The organism is Cellulomonas sp. P5_C5 (assembly GCF_054049655.1).
Genome location: NZ_JBFULY010000045.1, coordinates 1 through 19167, shown reverse-complemented (window position 1 = coordinate 19167; position 19167 = coordinate 1). Strand labels below are relative to the sequence as shown.

Here is a 19167-nt window from a genome sequence, read left to right as displayed (position 1 = left end):
GGGCGCCCCTGGTGCACAACGCGATCGATCAGGAGTTGGCGGCCGTTGTGGTTGAGCTTGGCGTTAGCGTGAGGCACGAGAACCTCCGGGTGGGAGTGGGCCTTCGACAAGCCACAGCCCAACCGGAGGTTCTCCTCACGTCAACGGCCAACCACGTCACCAACGTCCTGGCCGAGTACACCTAGAGGCCGGCTCCTAGGGGCCGGCTCCTAGAGACCCAGCTCCTCCAGCACGCCACCCAGCGAGGCGCGGACCACGGATCGCGCCTCGTCTGCCGTGCGCTGCGCGAGCGCCAGGGCCGCGAGCGCGCGGCACTCGTCGAGCGTCACCGACGCGAGCACCGCGCCGACGTCGGGGAGCGCCCGCGCCGTCATCGACAGCGACGCGACGCCCAGCCCGACCAGGACGGGAGCGAGCGCCGGGTCGGCCGCGGCCTCGCCGCAGACCCCCACGGGGCGGTCCCGGGCGAGACCGCCCGCGCACGCGAGCTGCACCAGGGACAGCACGGCCGGCTGCCACGGCGTCGACAGCTGTGCCAGGCCGGCGAGCTCACGGTCGGCCGCCATCGCGTACTGCGTCAGGTCGTTGGTGCCGAGGCTGGCGAACCGGGCGCGGTCCAGCAGGTCGGCGGCCCGGAGCGCGGCCGCGGGGACCTCGACCATGATCCCGGCGTGCGGCAGGCCGTGCGCGGCGCAGCGGTCGACGAAGGCGTCGGCCTCGTCGGCCGTCGCGACCATCGGCGCCATCACCCAGACGTCCGCCGACGACGCCGCCGCGGCCTGCGCGATCGCCTCGAGCTGGTCGTCGAGGACGGCCGGGTGCGCCCAGGAGGTGCGCAGCCCGCGGACGCCGAGCGCCGGGTTGGGCTCGCCCGCGGCCGTCACGAAGGGCAGCGGCTTGTCGGCACCGGCGTCGAGCGTGCGGATCACGACGCGTCGCCCGGGGAACGCGGCGAACACCTGCGTGTACGCCGCCACCTGCTCCGCGATGCCCGGCGGGGTGGTCCGGCCCAGGAACCCGAACTCGGTACGGAACAGCCCGATGCCCTCTGCCCCGGAGTCCGCCGCGGCGACGGCCCCGGCGGGGTCACCGACGTTGGCCAGCAGCGCCACCGGGTGGCCGTCGGCGGTGCGTCCGGGGTGCTCCAGCACGGTCGGGCGCTGCCGGACGTGCGCCGCGCGCTCGACGGACTCGGCCGACGGGTGCCGGACCACGTCGCCGGTCGACCCGTCGACGAGCACCGTCTCCCCGTCGGCGATGTCCAGCGCCCCGGCCACCGCGACGACGCACGGGATGCCCAGCGACCGCGCCAGGATGGCGGTGTGCGCGGTCGGCCCGCCGCCGGCCGTGACGATCGCCAGGACGTGGGCAGGGTCCAGCCGTGCGGCGTCGGCGGGGGCGAGATCCCGCGCCACCAGCACGAACGGAGCCCCGGGGTCCGGCACGCCGGGCGCGCGCAGGCCCAGCAGCTCGGCGACGATCCGGTCCCGCACGTCCTGCACGTCCCGCGCCCGGTCGGCGAACATCCCGCCCAGCGCGCGCAGCTGCTCCGCGACCAGCTCGGCCGCGTCCCACACGGCCCGCGCCGGGGTGGACCGCGTCTCGACGACGCGCCGCCTGGCCTCGTCGGCGAGCGACGGGTCTGCCGCCATCGCGGCGGTGACGGCGAGGATGTCCGCCGCCTCCCCGCTCGCCCCGTCGGCGGCGCGGGCCAGCGCGTCACGGACCCGCGCGGCCGCCTGGTCGACCGCGGTCGCCGCCGCCTCCAGGTCCGTGCCCGGAGCCGAGGGCTCGGGCGACGGCGCCGGCGGGGCGTCGGGCATGCGCGCCACGACTCCTGCCCGACGTCCTGKGCTGACCCCGAACCCCCTCAKGGTCAGCGGGGCGGCGGCGACCGCGGAGGTCATCGCGCGGAGGCCTTCTCGTCGACGGCCACGTCCGCCGGGACGCCCGCCGGCTCGGCCKGCTGGTCCGTCGACGGCTCGTCGTCGTCCTCGCGGCCCGGTGTCCGCAGCTGCCACTTCGTGATGACCCAGCGGAACAGCAGGTAGTAGACGACCGCGTACCCGAGCCCGATCGCGATGAGCCACAGCGGCTTCTCCGCGATGCGGAAGTTGAGCACGTAGTCGATGGCGCCTGCCGAGAACCCGAACCCGTCGCGGATGCCGAGCGCGTTGACCAGCGCGAGCGACGTGCCGGTGAGCACCGCGTGGATGGCGTAGAGCGGGTAGGCGACGTACACGAACGCGAACTCGAGCGGCTCCGTGACGCCGGTGACGAACGAGACGAGCGCGGCGGAGCCCATGATGCCGGCGATGATCTTGCGGTTCTTCGCCTTGGACGTGTGGACGATCGCGAGGGCCGCGGCGGGCAGCGCGAACATCATGATCGGGAAGAAGCCGGTCATGAACGTGCCGGCGGTCGGGTCACCGTGCAGGAAGCGGGCGATGTCGCCGTTCCAGACCTCGCCGTTCGCGTCGGTGTACTCCCCGAACTGGAACCACGGCATCGAGTTGAGCAGGTGGTGCAGGCCGATCGGGACGAGCAGCCGGTTGGCGGTCCCGTAGACGAACCCGCCGAGGATGGCCGAGCCGGTGACCCACTCGCCGACCGCCGTGAAGCCGGCGTCGAACGCCGGGTAGACCAGGGCGGCGGCGACCGCGATGAGGATGGCCGCGCCCGCGGTCACGATCGGCACGAAACGCCGGCCGCCGAAGAACGCCAGGTAGGGCGGCAGCTTGATCCGGTAGTACTTCTGGTAGAGCAGGGCGGCGACGAGGCCCATGACGATGCCGCCGAGCACGCCGTAGTTGATGAGCTCCTGGGGCTTGCCCTCCGACGGCAGGCCGAGGATGTACGGCGACAGGGCGGTGGTGACGCCCTTGAACACGAGGTACCCGATGAGAGCGGCGAGCGCGGTCGAGCCGTCGGACTTGCGGGCGTAGCCGACGGCGACACCGACGGCGAACAGCATGGCGAGGTTGGCGAACAGGGCGTCGCCCGCTGCGGCCAGCACGGAGGCGACCGGCAGCATCCACTCGACGCTCGCGCCGAGGCCGTCCTTGCCGAGCATGTCGTCCTGGCCGAGCCGCAGCAGCAGTGCGGCGGCCGGCAGAGAGGCGATCGGCAGCATGAGCGAGCGGCCGATGCGCTGGAGCTGGGCGAGGCCGGGGAAGCCGCGCTTCTCGGTGGACGCCGGGGCGTCCGCGGTGGCGGTGGTCATGGAGCACTCCTCGTTGGGTGTCCTGTGATGCTTCTGAGGGGGGAAAGTTCCAGACAGTCACGATGTCTGGTCCTGACCAGTTGCGAGCAGACTGGTCTAGACCTCATGATGTGTCAAGGGTCACGTCGAGGCGACGACGACCGTCGCCTCACAAAGGAGTGACCGCGCGTGGACGAGTCGGAGCAGGGCAGCGCGCACAAGTACCTGACGGTGCGCGACCACCTGGCCACCCTCGTCGCGCAGGACCTCCGGGTCGGCGACGCCATCCCGTCCGAGCGGCACCTCAGCCAGCAGTTCGGACTGTCCCGGATGACCGTGCGGCAGGCCGTCGACACGCTGGTGACCGAGGGCGTGCTGGTGCGCGAGCAGGGGCGCGGCACGTTCGTCGCCCCCCAGCGCATGGACTTCGAGATGCGGCTGACCACGTTCGGCGAGGAGATGCGCCGACGCGGCATGGAGCCCGCGACGACCGTGCTGACCGCCCAGGTCGTCGCCGCGACCCCCGACGTCGCCACCGCCCTCGAGCTCGAACCGCGCCAGAAGGTGCACTTCCTGTACCGGGTACGCAGCGCCGACGGCGTCCCCATCTGCATCGAGCAGGCGTGGGTACCGGTCGCCCTGGCCCCCACGCTCTTCGACGACGGACCCCCCGCGAGCATGTACGAGGCCCTGCGGGAGCGCGGCCTGGCCCCCGAGTGGGGCGAGGACACGCTGTCCGCCGACGAGGCCACCGACACCGAGGCGTCCCTGCTCGGCCTCGGGGACGCGCGCGTCGTGCTGCGCGCCGAGCGCCGGACCTACTCCGTCGACATGGCGACGATGTTCTCCCGCGCCTGCTACCGCGCCGACCGCTACAGCGTCTGGGTGCCCCTGCGCGCCCCGCGACCCGCCCTTGTCCCGCGACGACGCACCGAGCTCACCGCACCCACCCCAGGAGGACGGCCATGAGGCCGCAGAGCAGAGACCAGGCGGCCGCGATCCTGGCCGCCCTCGGAGGCGTCGACAACATCGACGAGATCGAGCCGTGCACCACGCGGCTGCGGTCGCTGGTGCGCGACGCGAGCCGGGTCGACGCGGCCGGGCTGCGTGCCGCGGGCGCGTTCGGCGTGATGATCTCCGGACGTGTGGTCCAGGTGGTGGTGGGGCCGCACGTCGACCTCATCGCGACCGATCTCGACGAGCTGATGTGAGGAGCCGGACATGACGAAGGCCGAGCAGATCCTGGCCGCGCTGGGCGGGGACGCCAACGTCCTCGACCTCGAACCCTGCATCACGCGGCTGCGGGTCGAGGTGGAGGACCCGTCGCTCGTCGACGAGCCCGGGCTCAAGAGGGCGGGCGCCATCGCCGTCGTGCGCTCCGGCGTGGCCGTCCAGGTCATCGTCGGCCCCGAGGCGGACACCCTCGCGTCCGACATCGAGGACCTGCGCTGATGACCACCCTGACCGTCCTGTCCCCCGTCGGCGGCCAGGTCCTGGGCCTGTCCGAGGTCGCCGACCCGGTGTTCTCCGCCGAGCTCGTCGGGCCCGGTCTCGCGCTGGACCCGCCGCTCGCCGCCGGCTCGGAGGTCATCTCCCCCATCGGCGGCACCATCGTCAAGCTCCACCCGCACGCGTTCGTGGTGCAGCACGACGACGGCCGGGCCGTCCTCGTGCACCTCGGCATCGACACGGTCGAGCTCGGCGGCACCGGCTTCACGCTGCACGCAGCCGAGGGAGCGGTCGTCACCGCGGGGCAGGTCATCGTGAGCTGGGACCCGACCGCCCTGGGCGGGCGTTCCCCGGTCTGCCCGGTCGTGGGTCTCGAAGCGGGCCCCGACGCGCTCACGCGGCTGGCACGCCCGGGCGACACCGTCGCGGCCGGCGAACCGCTCCTGTCGTGGGCATGACCCTTCTCGAGATCGCCGTCCAGGACGTCGCCGGTGCTGTCCTGGCCGCGGACCTCGGAGCCGACCGGCTCGAGCTGTGCGCCGCGCTGGCCGCCACCGGCGGCCTGACGCCGAGCATCGGGCTCCTCGACGCCGTCGTCGCGGCGCTCCCGTCGCACGTCGGTGTGCACGTGCTGGTCCGGCCGCGCGCCGGGTCGTTCGTGTACTCCGAGGACGAGGTCGACGTGCAGGTCAGGGACGTCCGCGCCGCGGTCCGCTCGGGCGCGGCCGGTGTGGTCGTCGGGGCACTCACCCCGACCGGGACGGTCGACCGGACCACGGTCGCGCGGCTGGTCGAGGCCGCGGACGGGCGCGAGGTCACGTTCCACCGAGCGCTCGACGTGGTGCCGGACCTCGCCTCTGCGATCGAGGACCTCGTCGGGCTGGGGGTCCTCCGGGTGCTCACCTCCGGCGGGGCCGCGACCAGCATCGACGGCGTCGAGCGGCTGACCACCACCGTCCAGCTCGCCCGCGGGCGCCTGCAGGTCATGGCCGGCGGCGGCGTGAAGCCCGCGGACATCCCCGCGCTCATCGGCACCGGGGTCGACGCCGTGCACCTGTCCGCCAGCCGGCACGTCGACGAGTCCGGCGGCCCCGGCGGGGGCGCGTCCGGCTACACGACGACGGACCCCGCGCTCGTGTCAGCAGCCGCCGCGGCCCTGGGCCGGCACTGAACCCTCGTCACACCCCGTGCACCGCCGCGAGCCGGCCGGAGCCGATGGCCCCCACGAGCGACGCGTGGTCGGACTCGTTCCGGTCGGCGTACGTCGCGGCGTAGGTGGCGAACGCCTCGTCGGCCGCCTTCGACCCCCCGAGGTAYGCCGCGATGGCCACCCGGTCGCCCGACCGTGCGTGGGCACGGGCCAGGGTCCACGCGCACAGCCCGCCGTACCGGCTGAAGCCCTCGGGACGCATCTCCTCGATGACCGCCGAGCCCTTCCAGTCGCGCAGCTGACGGATGTAGAAGTCACGCTCGACCCCGTCGATCCCCCGCGTCCGCTGCCAGCCGAGCATCGCGTCGCTCGCCGCCTGCATGAGCCGCTGCCCCTCGACCACCCGCTGCCCGGACTGCGTGTACTCGCTGGCCCCGAGGAACTGCTCGAGCACCGAGGCCTGGGCCTCCTTGGCCTGCAGGATCAGGTGGTCGCCGTCGTCGGCTCCCTCKAGCAGCAGGATCCACGCCCGCGTCCCGACGCTGCCGACCCCGACGACCTTGCGGGCCATGTCGACGAGCCGGTACTGACCCACGAGGTGCCGACGATCGGGCTGGAGGGTCGCCTGGTACGCGTGCACCAGGTCGCCGAGCGCCGCGCGAAAGGCGGGCGCCTGGTCGCCCAGAAGGTCGTCCAGGGCCGTGACGAGAGGCGGGTCGGACACGAACCGCCGACGCCCGTCCACCACCTCCGTCAGCTTCTCCACCGACCGTAGGTGGTCCCGGCTGCGCGCCTTCTTCACGGCCGACTGCGTCGTCTTCGACTGCGCCTTGCCCAACGACCCGCCGTGGTCGCGCAGGAAGTCGTCGACGTCCAGCCGCGCGTACCAGACGTCGATGTTCGGCCGCGCCGCGAACTCCCGGATCGCGGTCCGGTAGGCCTTCGCGACGTCCAGGAGGATCTTGCGACGTTCCTTGTCCCCCGCGCCGATGCTGCGCGCGGCGATCTCGACGCTCGCCAGCAGCCGCTTCACGTCCCACTCGAACGGGCCTGGGAGGGTCTCGTCGAAGTCGTTGAGGTCGAAGAGCATCCGGCGCTCGGGCGTGCCGTACAGGCCGAAGTTCGACATGTGCGCGTCACCGCACAGCTGGACGTCGAGGCCGGAGTCCGGGGTCGACGCCAGGTCGGACGCCATGATCAGCGCCRCGCCGCGATAGAACGCGAACGCCGATGACGACATGCGCCCGTACCGCAGCGGCAGCAGCTCGGGCACCCGGGACAGCCCCTGGGACACCAGCAGGTCGACCGGGTCGGGGCGCTTCGTCGTCGTGCCGACGTCCGCGAGGCTCTCGCGCGGGAGCAGCACGCGCGCGGCCGCCCCCCGGGCCTCACGCTCGTTGCGGCTCAGCAGGTGCACCTGGTTCGGGGCTCGTCGCCGCGTCGGCGTCAACGGCGGAGCGGGGCCGACAGCTCCGGGATCCAGCACCGTCGAGGCCCGTGTACCGCCGTCATCCGTCATCCCCTGAACCTAGGCTCGTCGAGCCCGCCGCGGAAGGGTGCCAGAGCTAGCCTTCCCGCTCCCACCAGCGCGAAGGCCACCCCGGCGACACCACCGTGAGCCCGTGCAGCGCCGACACCTGCGCCAGCTGGACGTCGTACGTCGCGACGCTGGTGATGTCCGGGTGCGCGAGGGCGGCGCCGATGTGCAGCGCGACGAACGGCGGGAGGACGCCCGACACCTTCGTGGCGGCCTTGAGCGTCTGGTCCGAGAACCGGATGACCTCGAGCCGCTCCTCGACGTCGTGCGCGACGCCCGTCGCCTCCACCCCGCGAGGCTGGGCGACGCGACGCAGCTCCGTCAGACCGAGCGGGGTCGTCACCAGCTGCGACTCGTGCTCGGCGGTCCACGCGAGCCACTGGTCGCGGCACGGCGCGCCCACGAGGTACCGCGACAGCGCCGAACCGTCGGCGTAGACCCGAGTGACCGCACGAGGCGGTGCCACGGGCCGCACAGCGTCGTCGCCGGCGGGGCGCGGCTGAGGCAGCACGCCGCCTGAACCACGCGGGACAGCCGGCGGGACGGGCATCTCACCATGATGGCTCACGACGGACACCGACGACGGCGGCCGACCCCCCTGCAGGGGTCGGCCGCGGTCGGGTGAGACCTCGAGGGTCACCGGCTGCGCAGACGCTCCATCGCGAGCTGCACGAGGGAGATCAGAGCCTGCTTGGTGGCCGCCCGCGAACGCGCGTCCGTGTAGAGCACCGGCACGTGCGCCGGGATGGCCAGAGCCTCGCGGACGTCGTCCAGCTGGTGCTTGGCGACGCCGTCGAAGCAGTTGACACCCACGACGAACGGGATGCCACGGCTCTCGAAGTAGTCCACGGCCGGGAAGCACTGGTCGAGCCGGTCGGTGTCGACCAGGACGACGGCGCCGATGGCACCGCGGACCAGGTCGTCCCACATGAACAGGAACCGGTCCTGGCCAGGGGTACCGAACAGGTAGAGCCAGAGCGACCCGGGGAGCGCGATGCGACCGAAGTCCATCGCCACCGTGGTGGTCGTCTTGCGGTCGGAGACACCGCCGGCGTCGTCGACGCCGACCGAGTGCTYGGTCATCGCGGCCTCGGTGTTGAGGGGCTCGATGTCCGAGATGGAGCCGATGAAGGTCGTCTTGCCGACGGCGAACCCGCCGGCGACGACGATCTTGACGACTGTGGGTGCGACGCTTCCTGCCGTGCCCGCCGGAGCGGCCACAGCGGCGTCAGAGGGCGGAAATGCCATTGAGAACACTCTCCAGCACGCTGAGGGACAGGGCAGGCGATTCACCGGTGTTGACCTCGACCGGCTGTGAGGTGTGCACGCGCACGTACTGCTGGTCGGCGAGGTCGGACACGAGGATCCGGATCACGCCGAGCGGCAGGTGGAGCAGAGCAGAAAGCTCGGCGACCGAGATGTAGTTCGACGCGGCGTGCTGGAGGATCGCCCGCTTCTCAGGCGGCAGACCCTGGCTCGTCACGGCGCCCGGCATTGCCTCGACCAGCGCCTCGAGAGGCAGGTCGGAGCGCGCCGAGCGCACGCGGCCACCGGTCACGGCATAGGGCCGGACCGTTCTGGCCTCGTACTCGATGTGCTCGCTCATTGGTCAGACTCCCCGTGGCCTCAGGCCACCGGGGCGCGGGTCGCGCCGTCGATAGGGAGCTGGCCACGCATCTCGGAGATGAGCTGCGGGGTGAGGGTTGCTTCGGTACGGGAGACGAGCATCGCCATCTCGTAGCCGATGAGGCCCACGTCGCAGCTGGACTCCGCCACCACGGCGAGGACGGAGCCGTTCGAGACGCTCATGAGGAAGAGGAACAAGTTGTCCATCTCGATGATCGCCTGACGCACCTCCCCCGCACGAAGCTGGCGGGCTGCGCCACGGGTCAGGCTCGACATCCCGGAGACGATGGCCGCGAGCTGGTCGCCGCTGGTGCGGTCGAGCTGCTCGGACATCGCCATGAGAAGACCGTCCGCAGACACCACGAGTGTGTGGCGAGTGCCGGGCACGGTCCGGACGAAGTTGTCCAGGAGCCAGCCGAAGTTGGCTGCCTCGGTGCTGAGCGCGGTCACACTTCCTCCTTGCTGGTGCAGTCGATGACTGCGGGGTCAGACGCCACCATGGTGGTGACGACGGTTGTGGGGTCTGGGGCAGTCATCAGCTCACGCCGTTCTGGCCGGACGGGTCCTCCGTGGCACGACGGCCACGAGAGGTCCCTGACTGGAAGCTGGACAGACGCGACCGGAGCTGGTCCGCATCACGCTGCACGGGCTTCCCTTCGTCCTCGGTGACGGTCGTCGCCGGGACAGCTGTGGGGACTCGCTTGGTGAGGCGCTCCGCGTTGCCACCCGTCGCGGCCGGCCGGTAGGCCGACAGCTGGGAGAGCTCGGAGAGTGCCTGCTCCTGGATGTCCGAACGGAGGGCGAGCATCGCTGCCACCTCGTCGTCGAGCGTACCGACCCGCGGTGCCACCGACGGCGGGAGCGCGGGCTGCGGGACCGTCGACGACGGTGCAGCGTTGCTCCCAGGCCGTGCGGCCCACTCGGGCGGGGCCCACGAACCTGCCGACACGGGCTCGAGCGAGGCCGTGGCGTGCGCGACGGGGGCCGGGGCGGCCGGGGCCGACCAGGTGGTCGAGGCCATCCACGACTGCGACGAGTCGGCGCCGGTGGGCGACTGCGGTGCCGGGGCGTCCGTCCACGCCGAGGTGCGCACGGGGGCGACCTGGCTGGCGGGGGCGGGCGCTTCCTGCACCGGCACGGGACCGGAGGTCTCCGGCGCGCCGTCGTCACCCTTCTTCCGCCCGAACAGGCCCCACTTGCGGCGGCCCTTGGCGTCGTCCGACTGCGGCTGCGGCTGCGACTGGACGACCTCGGAGAACGGGGCCTGGGCGACCGGAGCTGCCTGGGCGGGTGCCGTCGGGGCCCACGCCGGGGCGGCAGCCTCGGGTGCGGCGTACGCGACCGGGGCCTCCTGGTAGACGGGAGCCGGCTCCGGCTCCACGGCTGCAGCGGCCTCGATCGGCGTGAACACCTGCGTCGGCGCCTCGACGTGCTCGTGCGAGGTCTGGAAGGTCGGCCACGCGGGCGCCGCCTCCTGCACGGGAGCGGCCCAGACGGGCGCCTCCTCCACGACAGGCTCGGGGGCCGGTGCGACATAGGCCTCGGCGTCGGGCTCGTCCTCGACGTCGGGCTCGAGGTAGACGCGACGGAACGCGACACCATCGACGACGGCGAGCTCAGGCTCGGGCTCCGGCTCGGGCTCGACGACGGGCTMGACCTCGGCGGCAGCCTCGGCCGACTGCTCGGCCCACTCCGGCGACTGCCAGGTCGGCGGCTCCCAGGCGGGTGCCGGCCAGGCGGAGTCGTCGGTGGTCGGAGCCGGCTCGTCGACGGTCTCGACGGGTGCCTCGACCGGTGCGACAGCAGCCTCCGGGACGATCGGCATGGCGCCGGTGTGCCAGGCGCGTGCCTCGTCGAGCGTGCGCTCCGACGGCTGGTACGGCGAGGGCACGTCGGCGGCAGGTGCGCCCCAGCCGGCGTAGCCGCTGTAGGACGTGAACGTCCGGGCGGGCACGACCGGCGCGACCGGGGCGGCGGCTGCAGGAGCTGCGGCCTCGACCTCCGGGGCGGCAGAACGCGACGTCAGGGCGGCAGGAGCCTGCTCGGCGACGACCGGCGCCTCCCAGGCGGGCTCGTCGTCGACGACCGACTGGTCCCATGCGGACGCGKCGGCGGCGGGAGCCTCCCAGGTGGGCGTCTCGGCGACGATCGGTGCGTCCCACGCGGGGGTCTCGTCGGCGTCGACCTCGCCCCAGGCGGCAGCCTCGGCGGTCTCGGCAGCGGGAGCCTCCCAGGCGGGGGTCTCCGCAGCGACGGAGTCGTCCCAGACAGGGTTCTGCGCGGTGGCGGTGGCGTCCTCCCAGGCGGGGGCGTCAGCGACAGCCTCTCCCCAGCCGGGCGTCTCGGCGACCGGCGCCTCCCACACGGGAGCCTCGGCGACAGGAGCTTCCCAGGCAGGGACCTCGGCAGCGGGGGCCTCCCAGACGGGGACCTCGGCTGCGACGGCCTCGGCGACCGGTGCGTCCCAGGCGGGTGCCTCGGCCACGGCCGGAGCCTCCCAGGCGGGAGCCTCGTCGACGGGTGCCTCGACCTGCGCGGTGTCCCAGGCGGGGGTCGGCTCCCAGGCGGGGGCCTCCTCCTGCGCGGGGGCGGCCGCGGCGGCGATCGCTGCGGCGGACGCAAGGTTCTGCGCGTCGCGGCTCTCGGCCTCCTGCGCCTCCCACGAGTCGTCCTCGTCCGCGAGCTGCGGCACGACCATCGGCTCGGCGGGCGCAGCGTGGGCGCCGCTCGACATCCACGGGGCGCGGACGGCGTTGGACTGGGCGGGCAGCTGGGCGCGCTCCTGGTCCTCGGACACCAGGCCCGGGACGACGAGGTTCTCGCCGGTGTCCGTGGTGGCTGCCTCGGTGCGACCGCGGAAGCCGGAGAACAGACCGGCGCGGGCGGCGGGGGCAGGTGCCGGGGCGGCGGCGGTGCTCGCTGCGGAAGCCGGCTCCTCGGGCTTGGCCCAGGCAGAGGTGGAGGCGCGGCTGCGGCTCGGGAGACCACCCTTGAGCGGGGCGACCGTCGCGGGCTTCCAGTCGGAGCCGGCCGCCGAGATCTCGGGGGCGATGTGGCCGTCGGGCGCCTCGGGCAGGACCAGGTTGTCCTCGTCGAAGGTCTTCTTCGAGCGGCTCGGCAGGCCGGTGGACTGCGCCAGCTCCGTGACGGGGATGGGACCGACGGGCTCGTCGGAACCGTCGTCACGACGGCGGCGGTGCGGCAGGCCGAGCGAGGTCTGGCCGTCCGTCAGGGCGGCGAGGTCGACCTCTTCGACGACGGGCGCCTCGATCTGCGGCAGGCCCGGGTCGTTGCGCGGTGCGGCCAGGGCGGCGGGCGCCCCGTTGCCGTACAGGTTGGTCTCGGTCATCACGAACAGCGTCGCGGGGAACCGGACGATCGTCTCGGTGCCCGTGCCGTGCGCGGCCTTGAGCAGCCGCACGTCGGCACCGAGGCGCTGGGCGATACGGCCGACGACGAAGAGGCCGAGGCGCTGGTTGCCCAGGGAGTCGCTGGCGGAGGTCGACACGATCTTCGAGTTCGCGGCCTCGAGCTCCTGGTCGCTCATGCCCAGGCCCTGGTCGAGGATGCGGACGACCACGAACTGGCCCGAGACACCGGTGGTCACCGTGACGGGCGTCTCCGGCTCGGAGAAGATCGTCGCGTTCTCGAGGAGCTCGGCGAGCATGTGCGCGGCGCCGAGGGCGTTGAAGCCGTGCATGTGGGGGTCGACCTGCAGGTCGAGCTCGACCCGGTCGTACTGCTCGATCTCCGAGGAGGCCGTGCGGACGACGTCGGACAGCGGCATGGCGTCGCGCAGACGTCGACCGGAGTCGATGCCGGCGAGCACGAGGAGGGACTCCGCGTTACGACGCATGCGGGTGGCGAGGTGGTCGAGGCGGAACAGGTTCGCCAGGGTGCTCGGGTCTTCCTCAGCACGCTCCAGGGAGTCGATGAACGACAGCTGGCGGTTGAGGAGCACCTGGTCGCGGCGGGCGACGTTGACGAACATCTCCGCGATGGAGCCACGCAGTGCGGCCTGCTCCTGGGCGACCTGGACCGTGGTCGAGTTCACCGAGTTGAAGGCTGCGGCCAGCTGGCCGACCTCGTCACGGGACGTCACCGGGATGGGCGCCAGGGTGATCTCCGGCCCCTCACCGGGGATGGCCACCTGCTCGACCAGTCGCGGCAGCTGCTCGCGGACGTCGGCAGCGGCCTTCGTCAGGCGACGCAGCGGGACGACGATGCCTCGGGCGACGAGGAGGGCGAAGAAGAGGGAGGCCACGACGGCCGCGACGACGATGCCGATGGTGGCGAGCGCCTGGGTCTGGGCCTCGTTCGCCGCCGCGGAGGCGACGTTGTGGGCCTCGTCCAGCACGTCCGTGTTCAGCTCACCGAGGCTGACCAGCTGCTGCTGGATCTCCTGGACGTAAGCGGGGACGTCGATCTGCGCGAAGCCCTCGGGGTTGCCCTGCTGGAGCGGCAGACGCATGCGGGTGAAGTTCGACGACGGGTCCTTGGTCGGCATGACGAGGGACTCGACGCCGAGCGCGTCCATGGCGGCGTGGGAGCGGGAACGGGCCAGCTCGGTCGCGGCGGTCTGCGTGTCGTACTGGCGGACCGAGGCGGGGGCCKGCGCACGGGTGCTGAGCAGCTGGATACCGTCGATCATCTCGACGACCAGGTTGTCCGCGGTGGTGCCGATCTCGCGGTACGCGGTGACGTACTGCGACAGGTCGCGGTTCTCGAGGCTGTTGGCGACCTGCTCCATCAGACTGAGCTGGCCCTCGATGATCGACGCGTAGTTGTTCACGATCTGGGCGCGCTGCGACTTGATGTCGACGCTCGTCCGGACGGCGGGAAGCATCGTGTTGTGCGCCAGCTGCACCTCGACGAACCGGTCGACGACCGGCTGGGGGAACTGGCTGAGGTCGAGGTTGGCCGTGATGGGCCGGACCGCGTTGAGCGCGGCGTCGGTCTCTGCCCGGGCCGCCGCGATGTCCTCCGCGGAGCCGCCGTTCAGCGAGAGCATGCGCTCCTTCTGCAGCGAGCTCGACACGGGGGTGTACGCCTGCAGCGTCGTGATCACGCTGTCGGCGGCCTTGGCGTACCGCAGCTCCTGGATAGCGTTCCAGGAGATGAATCCACCGGCTGCGAGCAGCACGATCATGGGGACGGCAAGGACAGCCATCACTTTGGCGCGGATGCCGAGCCGTCGCAGCATGTCGTTCCCTTCCGTGTTCCGGCAACGGGTGTTGCCACCATGTCGTACCGGTCGTGCACTCCGGTCAGTTGACCGATGAGGTGTCCCGTTGGCGTTCATCGGCTGTTGGACGTCAGACCATTAGCCCGCGGCAGAGTTTGCCATGGACCTCACCCCCTGGGATACGGCGACCTCACACCCCGTTCGGGTGTCGTGTGCTAGCAGAGGGGCCGACGAGCCTGCCCGGGCTACTGTGCGGACGTGCGAGCGGTCGTCATCACAGAGCCGGGCAATCCGGACGTCCTCGCCGTGCAGGACGTTCCGGACCCCGTGGCGGGACCGCGCGACCTGATCGTGAGGGTCGCGGCCGCCGGCGTCAACAGGGCGGACCTGCTCCAGCGCACCGGCCACTACCCTCCGCCGGCGGACGCTCCCCCGTGGCCCGGCCTMGAGGTCTCGGGCACGGTCGTCGCGCGCGGGCACGCGCTGGGCGACGACGACCCCCAGCCCGGTGACCGGGTCGCGGCGCTGCTCGCGGGCGGCGGCTACGCGGAGCTCGTCGCCGTCCCGGCCGAGCTCGCGCTGCGCCTGCCGGACGACCTCTCGACCGTCGACGCCGCCTCGCTGCCCGAGGCGCTGGCGACGGTCTGGTCGAACCTGCGCGCCGCGCGGCTCGCGCCCGGGGAGAGCCTCCTCGTCCGGGGCGGGTCGGGCGGGGTCGGCACGGTCGCGGTCCAGCTKGCCCGCGCGCTGGGCACCCGCGTCCTGGCGACCGCCGGCGGCCCGGAGCGCACGGCCCGCGTCCTCGCGCTCGGCGCCGACGTGGCGCTCGACCACCGGGAGCCCGACCTCGTGGACCGGCTGCGGGAGGCGACGGGCGGACGGGGGGCCGACGTCGTTCTCGACGTCCTGGGCGGCGGCGGGCTGGCGGACAACCTGGCGATGCTCGCCGACGACGGTCGCCTCGTGGTCATCGGGCTGCAGCAGGGGCGACGCGGCGAGCTCGACCTGTCTGTACTGATGGCGAAGCGGGCGAGCGTCCTGGGCACCATGCTGCGGTCGCGACCGCTCGAGCAGAAGGTCGCGATCATGGACGGCGTCCGTCGGCACGCGTGGCCGTTCGTCGAGGACCGGTGGGTGCGCCCGGTGGTGCACGCCCGCCTCGGCTTCGACCAGGCCGCCGCCGCGCACCGCCTCCTGGAGTCGGGCGAGGCCTTCGGCAAGGTCCTCCTGATCCCCTGATCCCTACGCGAACGTCCGAGGATCTGGTCGCCGGGGCAGCCACTTCCTCGGACGTAACGCGGGACTCACCGCTGCGTCCGAGGATGTGGTCGTCCCAGCAGCCACTTCCTCGGACGTCCGCGACGGGGCGGGGTCAGTCCAGGAGGCCGGCGGCCAGGGCCGGGGCGATCACCGGGGTCAGCGGCAGGCGCGGGATGAGCGTCGCCTGGACCGCGTGGTAGAGGTCGGCCTTGCCGGCCCAGACCGTGCGTGACACCTGGTTGTCGGTGCCGAGCTCGTGCCACCACGACCCGCCGACCCGGTCCAGGTGGTGCGCGCCGATGTACTCCCACCACTGCGTGTAGGCGTCGTCGAACCGGGCCTCGCCCGTCGCGGCGTGCAGCGCGGCCGCGGCGGCGACGCCCTCGGCGGCCACCCAGTGCATCCGCTCGCGCACGACGGGGTTGCCGGACCAGTCGACCGTGTACACGAACCCGGGGGCGCCGTCGACGTCCCAGCCCTCGCGCACGGAGGCGTCGAACAGCTCGACCGCGTCCTCGAGCATCCAGGCCGGTGCGACGTCGCCGCGGGCGGTGATCGCGGCGCGGGCGTGCAGGGACAGGCGGGCCCACTCCAGCCAGTGGCCGATGGTCGCGCCGTAGGGACGGAACGGGTGCGCCGGGGTGTCGACGTTGTACTCCAGGTCCGGCTCCCAGGAGGTGTCGAAGTGCTCGGGGATGCGCCACGAGTTGCCCGCGGCCCAGCCGTGCACGACGCGCTCGACGATCCGCAGCGCACGGTCGAGCCAGACGCGGTCTCCCGTCACGTCCGCCGCCGCGAGGTACGCCTCGACGGTGTGCATGTTCGCGTTGACGCCGCGGTAGGAGTCGAGCGTCGTGAAGGTCCGGTCCCACTGCTCGACGGCCATGCCGACCTCGTCGTCCCAGAACCGCTGCTCGGAGACGGCGAGCGCGTCGTCGAGCAGGGCGCGGGCGCCCGGCCGGCCGGCGGCGGTCGCGCTGGAGGCGGCGAGGATGACGAACGCGTGCGGGTACGCGGCCTTGTCGGTGTCCCGCGGGGTGCCGTCGCGCTCGACCTCGGCGAACCAGCCGCCGTGCTCGGCGTCGTGGAAGGCACCCGTGAGCGCGGCGACGCCGTGGTCGACGAGGGCGGCGGAGCCCGGGCGGCCCAGCAGGTGGCCGATCGAGTAGACGTGCGTCATCCGGCACGCGATCCAGAGCTCCAGCGGTCCGTCGACCGCGGCCCCCGCCTCGTCCTGGCGCGCGAAGCCTCCGGGGACCACCGAGGCGCGGCCGAACTCGAGGAGCCGGTCCGTCTCGTCCTCGAGCCAGCGGGCGTGCGCAGGTGTGGTGAGCCAGGCCATGGCGCACACCCTAGCCAGCCGACGGGAGGGGCTGCGCGGGGCACCTCCGTCGGTGAGAATGCCCGGGTGACCGACAACGCCGCGCAGGACGCCCCGACCGCCGACGAGCCGCGACTGGAGGTGCTCGACCCCGGCACCGACGCGCAGGACGGGGCGGCGTCACGCACCGACGACAAGCCGCGCGTGGAGGTGCTCGACCCCGTGCCCGACGACGACGAGCCCGAGGACATCACCTCGCTCGTCGGCCAGCCCGCGAAGGTCATGCGCATCGGCACGATGATCAAGCAGCTCCTCGACGAGGTCCGCAGCGCACCCCTCGACGACGCGGCGCGCGCCCGGCTGGCGGAGATCCACGAGCGGTCCCTGGCCGAGCTCGAGGAGGGCCTGTCGCCGGAGCTCGTCGCGGAGCTGCACCGGATCACGCTGCCGTTCGTCGAGGACCAGGCGCCGTCCGACGCCGAGCTCCGGATCGCGCAGGCGCAGCTGGTCGGTTGGCTGGAGGGGCTGTTCCACGGGATCCAGACCGCGCTGGTGGCCCAGCAGGTGGCGGCGCAGGGCCAGCTGGCCGGGATGCGCCGGCAGCTGCCAGCCGGGCCGATGCAGGGTGGCCCGGGTGTCCAGGCCCCGCGCGCGGACGGCGCCGACCCGTCCACCGGGCAGTACCTCTAGACCCACCCGCTACGCGGGCGGCGGCGCCTCGGTCGTCGGTGGTTCCTCGCGGTCGAGGCCGGTGAGCACGATGGCGGCGGAGACGAGCAGCAGGCCGACGATCTCGAGTCCGTGCGGCACCTGCTGGAGGACCACGGCACCGACCACCGCGGCGGTCGCCGGGAGCATCGCGAGCAGCACCGCGAAGGTCGCCGCCCGCACCCGCCGCAGCACGACCTGCTCGAGCGCGTACGGGACCACCGACGAGCACACGGCGATCGCGACGACGAGCGCCGCGAGCCGGGCGTCGTGCAGCACGGGTGCCGCGCCAGCGATCAGGAACGGTGCGAACACGACCGCGCCGGCCGCCATCGCGACGGACAGCCCGGTGATCCCGCCGTTCGCCGCGTGCGCCACGCGCCGGCCGAGCAGGATGTAGGCCGCCCAGCACGCCGCGGAGACGAGGATCGCCACGAGCCCGACCACCGCGTCGGGCCCGGTCTCCAGGCTCACCCCGGCCAGGAGCACGACCCCGACGGCGGCGACGCCGATGCCCACCCGGTCGCGCCAGCCGCGCCCGGTCACGGCCGCGACCGCCACCGGTCCGAGGAACTCGATCGCGACGGCGGTGCCGAGCGGCAGGTGGTCGATGGCGATGTAGAACGCCACGTTCATCAGCGCCAGCACCACACCGAACACGACCGCGACGCGCAGGTCCGGCAGGTGCCACCGGGACCGCCACGGGCGCTGCCAGACGACGAGCACGACCGCCGAGACCGCGATGCGCAGCCACGCCACGGAGGCTGCCGCGATGGTGCCGAAGATCCCGACGGCGAGCGCCGCACCGAGGTACTGCGTCAGTCCGGAGACGACGAAGAGGAGAGGTGCGGGCACCGCCTCAGGCTAGGGCTACCCCTTGACCGACCCCGCCATCAGGCCGCGCACGAAGTACCGCTGGAGCGACAGGAACACGACCAGGGGCACGACGAKGGCGACGAACGCACCCGCGGACAGGAGCTGCCACTGCGACCCGCGCGTCCCGCTCAGCTCCGCCACCCGCACCGTCAGCGGGGCGACGTCCGTGGACCCGCCGGCGAACGTGAGAGCCACCAGCAGGTCGTTCCACACCCACAGGAACTGGAAGATCGCGAAGGACGCGATCGCGGGGGTGAGCAGCGGCATGAGCACCTGGAAGAAGATCTTCACGTGCCCGGCGCCGTCCATCCGCGCGGCCTCGACCAGCGACGGCGGGATGTCCTTCATGAAGTTGTGCAGGATGTAGATGGCCAGCGGCAGCGCGAAGATCGAGTGCGACAGCCAGATCACCCAGAACGACCCCGCGATGCCCCAGCTCACGTACTGCGACAGCAGCGGGATGAGGGTGACCTGGATGGGCACCACCTGGAGCGCGAAGATCGCGACGAACAGGATCGCGCGGCCCTTGAAGTCCACCCACGCCAGCGCGTACGCCGCCAGCAGCGCCAGCGAGATCGGGATGATCACCGCGGGCAGCGTGATGACGACGGAGTTCACGAAGTACGTGATCAGGCTCGTCGACGACCCGAAGAGGGCCTCCTGGTAGTTGTCCAGGGTCAGGCCCGGGTTCCAGGGCAGGGTCCACCAGCCCGACGTCCGGATCTCGGACTTCGGTCGGAAGGACGTKACCAGCAGACCGAACGTGGGGACGGTCCAGACGATCGCGATGAGGATCGCGACCAGGGACGTCCACGGCGAGCTGAGCTTCTTCACGGCGCGACCTGCGCGGGCG

19 protein-coding genes are annotated in these 19167 nt (G+C 72.8%); 8 read left to right on the top strand and 11 right to left on the bottom strand.

The window, feature by feature from the left end:
• A partial coding sequence (locus tag ACXJKF_RS21580; protein ID WP_456789796.1) for a hypothetical protein occupies positions 1–185 on the top strand: 185 nt, incomplete at its 5' end.
• 24 nt (positions 186–209) lie between these two features.
• Here the strand turns inward: ACXJKF_RS21580 and ptsP are convergent.
• Positions 210–1907: a phosphoenolpyruvate--protein phosphotransferase gene (gene ptsP, locus ACXJKF_RS21575; protein WP_456789795.1), complete on the bottom strand. Its 1698-nt coding sequence runs from the start codon at positions 1905–1907 to the stop codon at positions 210–212.
• Positions 1904–3223 (bottom strand): PTS transporter subunit EIIC, encoded by a 1320-nt coding sequence (locus ACXJKF_RS21570; RefSeq protein ID WP_456789794.1) that lies wholly within the window; start codon positions 3221–3223, stop codon positions 1904–1906. The genes ptsP and ACXJKF_RS21570 overlap by 4 nt, the downstream gene beginning before the upstream one ends.
• A 168-nt stretch (positions 3224–3391) precedes the next feature.
• Between ACXJKF_RS21570 and ACXJKF_RS21565 the strand changes: the two genes are divergently transcribed.
• From ACXJKF_RS21565 to ACXJKF_RS21545, 5 genes are read left to right on the top strand one after another with little or no spacing between them, the layout of a single operon-like run.
• Positions 3392–4171 carry a GntR family transcriptional regulator gene (locus ACXJKF_RS21565; RefSeq protein WP_456789793.1) on the top strand — a complete coding sequence of 260 codons (780 nt, stop codon included), beginning with the start codon at positions 3392–3394 and terminating at the stop codon, positions 4169–4171.
• Positions 4168–4413 carry a glucose PTS transporter subunit EIIB gene (locus ACXJKF_RS21560; protein ID WP_056589159.1) on the top strand — a complete coding sequence of 82 codons (246 nt, stop codon included), beginning with the start codon at positions 4168–4170 and terminating at the stop codon, positions 4411–4413. The genes ACXJKF_RS21565 and ACXJKF_RS21560 overlap by 4 nt, the downstream gene beginning before the upstream one ends.
• Positions 4414–4423: 10 nt before the next feature.
• Positions 4424–4654, top strand: coding sequence for a PTS transporter subunit EIIB (locus ACXJKF_RS21555; RefSeq protein WP_456789792.1), 231 nt, complete (start codon positions 4424–4426; stop codon positions 4652–4654).
• Positions 4654–5109 carry a PTS sugar transporter subunit IIA gene (locus ACXJKF_RS21550; RefSeq protein ID WP_456789791.1) on the top strand — a complete coding sequence of 152 codons (456 nt, stop codon included), beginning with the start codon at positions 4654–4656 and terminating at the stop codon, positions 5107–5109. The genes ACXJKF_RS21555 and ACXJKF_RS21550 overlap by 1 nt, the downstream gene beginning before the upstream one ends.
• On the top strand, positions 5106–5822 hold the full coding sequence (locus ACXJKF_RS21545) for a copper homeostasis protein CutC (RefSeq protein ID WP_456789790.1): 717 nt from the start codon (positions 5106–5108) through the stop codon (positions 5820–5822). Before ACXJKF_RS21550 ends, ACXJKF_RS21545 begins: the two co-directional genes overlap by 4 nt.
• 7 nt (positions 5823–5829) lie before the next feature.
• Here ACXJKF_RS21545 and ACXJKF_RS21540 read toward each other — a convergent pair whose 3' ends face one another.
• From ACXJKF_RS21540 to ACXJKF_RS21515, 6 genes are all read right to left on the bottom strand, one after another.
• Positions 5830–7320 carry a DUF2252 domain-containing protein gene (locus tag ACXJKF_RS21540; RefSeq protein ID WP_456789789.1) on the bottom strand — a complete coding sequence of 497 codons (1491 nt, stop codon included), beginning with the start codon at positions 7318–7320 and terminating at the stop codon, positions 5830–5832.
• A 46-nt stretch (positions 7321–7366) separates the two neighbouring features.
• Positions 7367–7804 carry a hypothetical protein gene (locus ACXJKF_RS21535; RefSeq protein WP_456789788.1) on the bottom strand — a complete coding sequence of 146 codons (438 nt, stop codon included), beginning with the start codon at positions 7802–7804 and terminating at the stop codon, positions 7367–7369.
• Positions 7805–7974: 170 nt separating this feature from the next.
• The gene (locus tag ACXJKF_RS21530; protein WP_456789787.1) at positions 7975–8586 is read right to left on the bottom strand and encodes a GTP-binding protein; all 612 of its coding nucleotides are present in this window, start codon (positions 8584–8586) and stop codon (positions 7975–7977) included.
• The gene (locus ACXJKF_RS21525) at positions 8567–8944 is read right to left on the bottom strand and encodes a DUF742 domain-containing protein (RefSeq protein WP_055916477.1); all 378 of its coding nucleotides are present in this window, start codon (positions 8942–8944) and stop codon (positions 8567–8569) included. Before ACXJKF_RS21525 ends, ACXJKF_RS21530 begins: the two co-directional genes overlap by 20 nt.
• Before the next feature lie 20 nt (positions 8945–8964).
• The gene (locus tag ACXJKF_RS21520; protein WP_055916474.1) at positions 8965–9414 is read right to left on the bottom strand and encodes a roadblock/LC7 domain-containing protein; all 450 of its coding nucleotides are present in this window, start codon (positions 9412–9414) and stop codon (positions 8965–8967) included.
• Between the two features lie 85 nt (positions 9415–9499).
• On the bottom strand, positions 9500–14134 hold the full coding sequence (locus tag ACXJKF_RS21515) for a nitrate- and nitrite sensing domain-containing protein (protein ID WP_456789786.1): 4635 nt from the start codon (positions 14132–14134) through the stop codon (positions 9500–9502).
• A gap of 273 nt (positions 14135–14407) precedes the next feature.
• Between ACXJKF_RS21515 and ACXJKF_RS21510 the strand changes: the two genes are divergently transcribed.
• Entirely contained in the window at positions 14408–15388 is a 981-nt protein-coding gene (locus tag ACXJKF_RS21510) for an NAD(P)H-quinone oxidoreductase (protein WP_456789785.1), read from the top strand.
• A gap of 133 nt (positions 15389–15521) precedes the next feature.
• Here ACXJKF_RS21510 and ACXJKF_RS21505 read toward each other — a convergent pair whose 3' ends face one another.
• A complete protein-coding gene (locus ACXJKF_RS21505; RefSeq protein WP_456789784.1) occupies positions 15522–16751 on the bottom strand; it encodes an AGE family epimerase/isomerase in 1230 nt (409 codons plus the stop codon).
• A 66-nt stretch (positions 16752–16817) separates the two neighbouring features.
• On the opposite strand from ACXJKF_RS21505, the gene ACXJKF_RS21500 reads away from it, so the two are divergent.
• Entirely contained in the window at positions 16818–17420 is a 603-nt protein-coding gene (locus ACXJKF_RS21500; RefSeq protein ID WP_456789783.1) for a bacterial proteasome activator family protein, read from the top strand.
• Between the two features lie 9 nt (positions 17421–17429).
• Here the strand turns inward: ACXJKF_RS21500 and ACXJKF_RS21495 are convergent, their stop codons facing one another.
• A complete protein-coding gene (locus ACXJKF_RS21495; RefSeq protein WP_456789782.1) occupies positions 17430–18293 on the bottom strand; it encodes an EamA family transporter in 864 nt (287 codons plus the stop codon).
• Positions 18294–18308: 15 nt separating this feature from the next.
• Positions 18309–19167, bottom strand: an 859-nt coding sequence (locus ACXJKF_RS21490) for a carbohydrate ABC transporter permease (RefSeq protein WP_456789781.1), incomplete at its 5' end; no start/stop codon positions are given.

Bases quoted from the DNA above. Each gene is read 5' to 3' on its own strand.
- ACXJKF_RS21560 (WP_056589159.1), top strand. From the start codon at position 4,168: ATGAGGCCGCAGAGCAGAGACCAGGCGGCCGCGATCCTGGCCGCCCTC.
- ACXJKF_RS21555 (WP_456789792.1), top strand. From the start codon at position 4,424: ATGACGAAGGCCGAGCAGATCCTGGCCGCGCTGGGCGGGGACGCCAAC.
- ACXJKF_RS21550 (WP_456789791.1), top strand. From the start codon at position 4,654: ATGACCACCCTGACCGTCCTGTCCCCCGTCGGCGGCCAGGTCCTGGGC.
- ACXJKF_RS21545 (WP_456789790.1), top strand. From the start codon at position 5,106: ATGACCCTTCTCGAGATCGCCGTCCAGGACGTCGCCGGTGCTGTCCTG.
- ACXJKF_RS21525 (WP_055916477.1), bottom strand. From the start codon at position 8,944: ATGAGCGAGCACATCGAGTACGAGGCCAGAACGGTCCGGCCCTATGCC.
- ACXJKF_RS21505 (WP_456789784.1), bottom strand. From the start codon at position 16,751: ATGGCCTGGCTCACCACACCTGCGCACGCCCGCTGGCTCGAGGACGAG.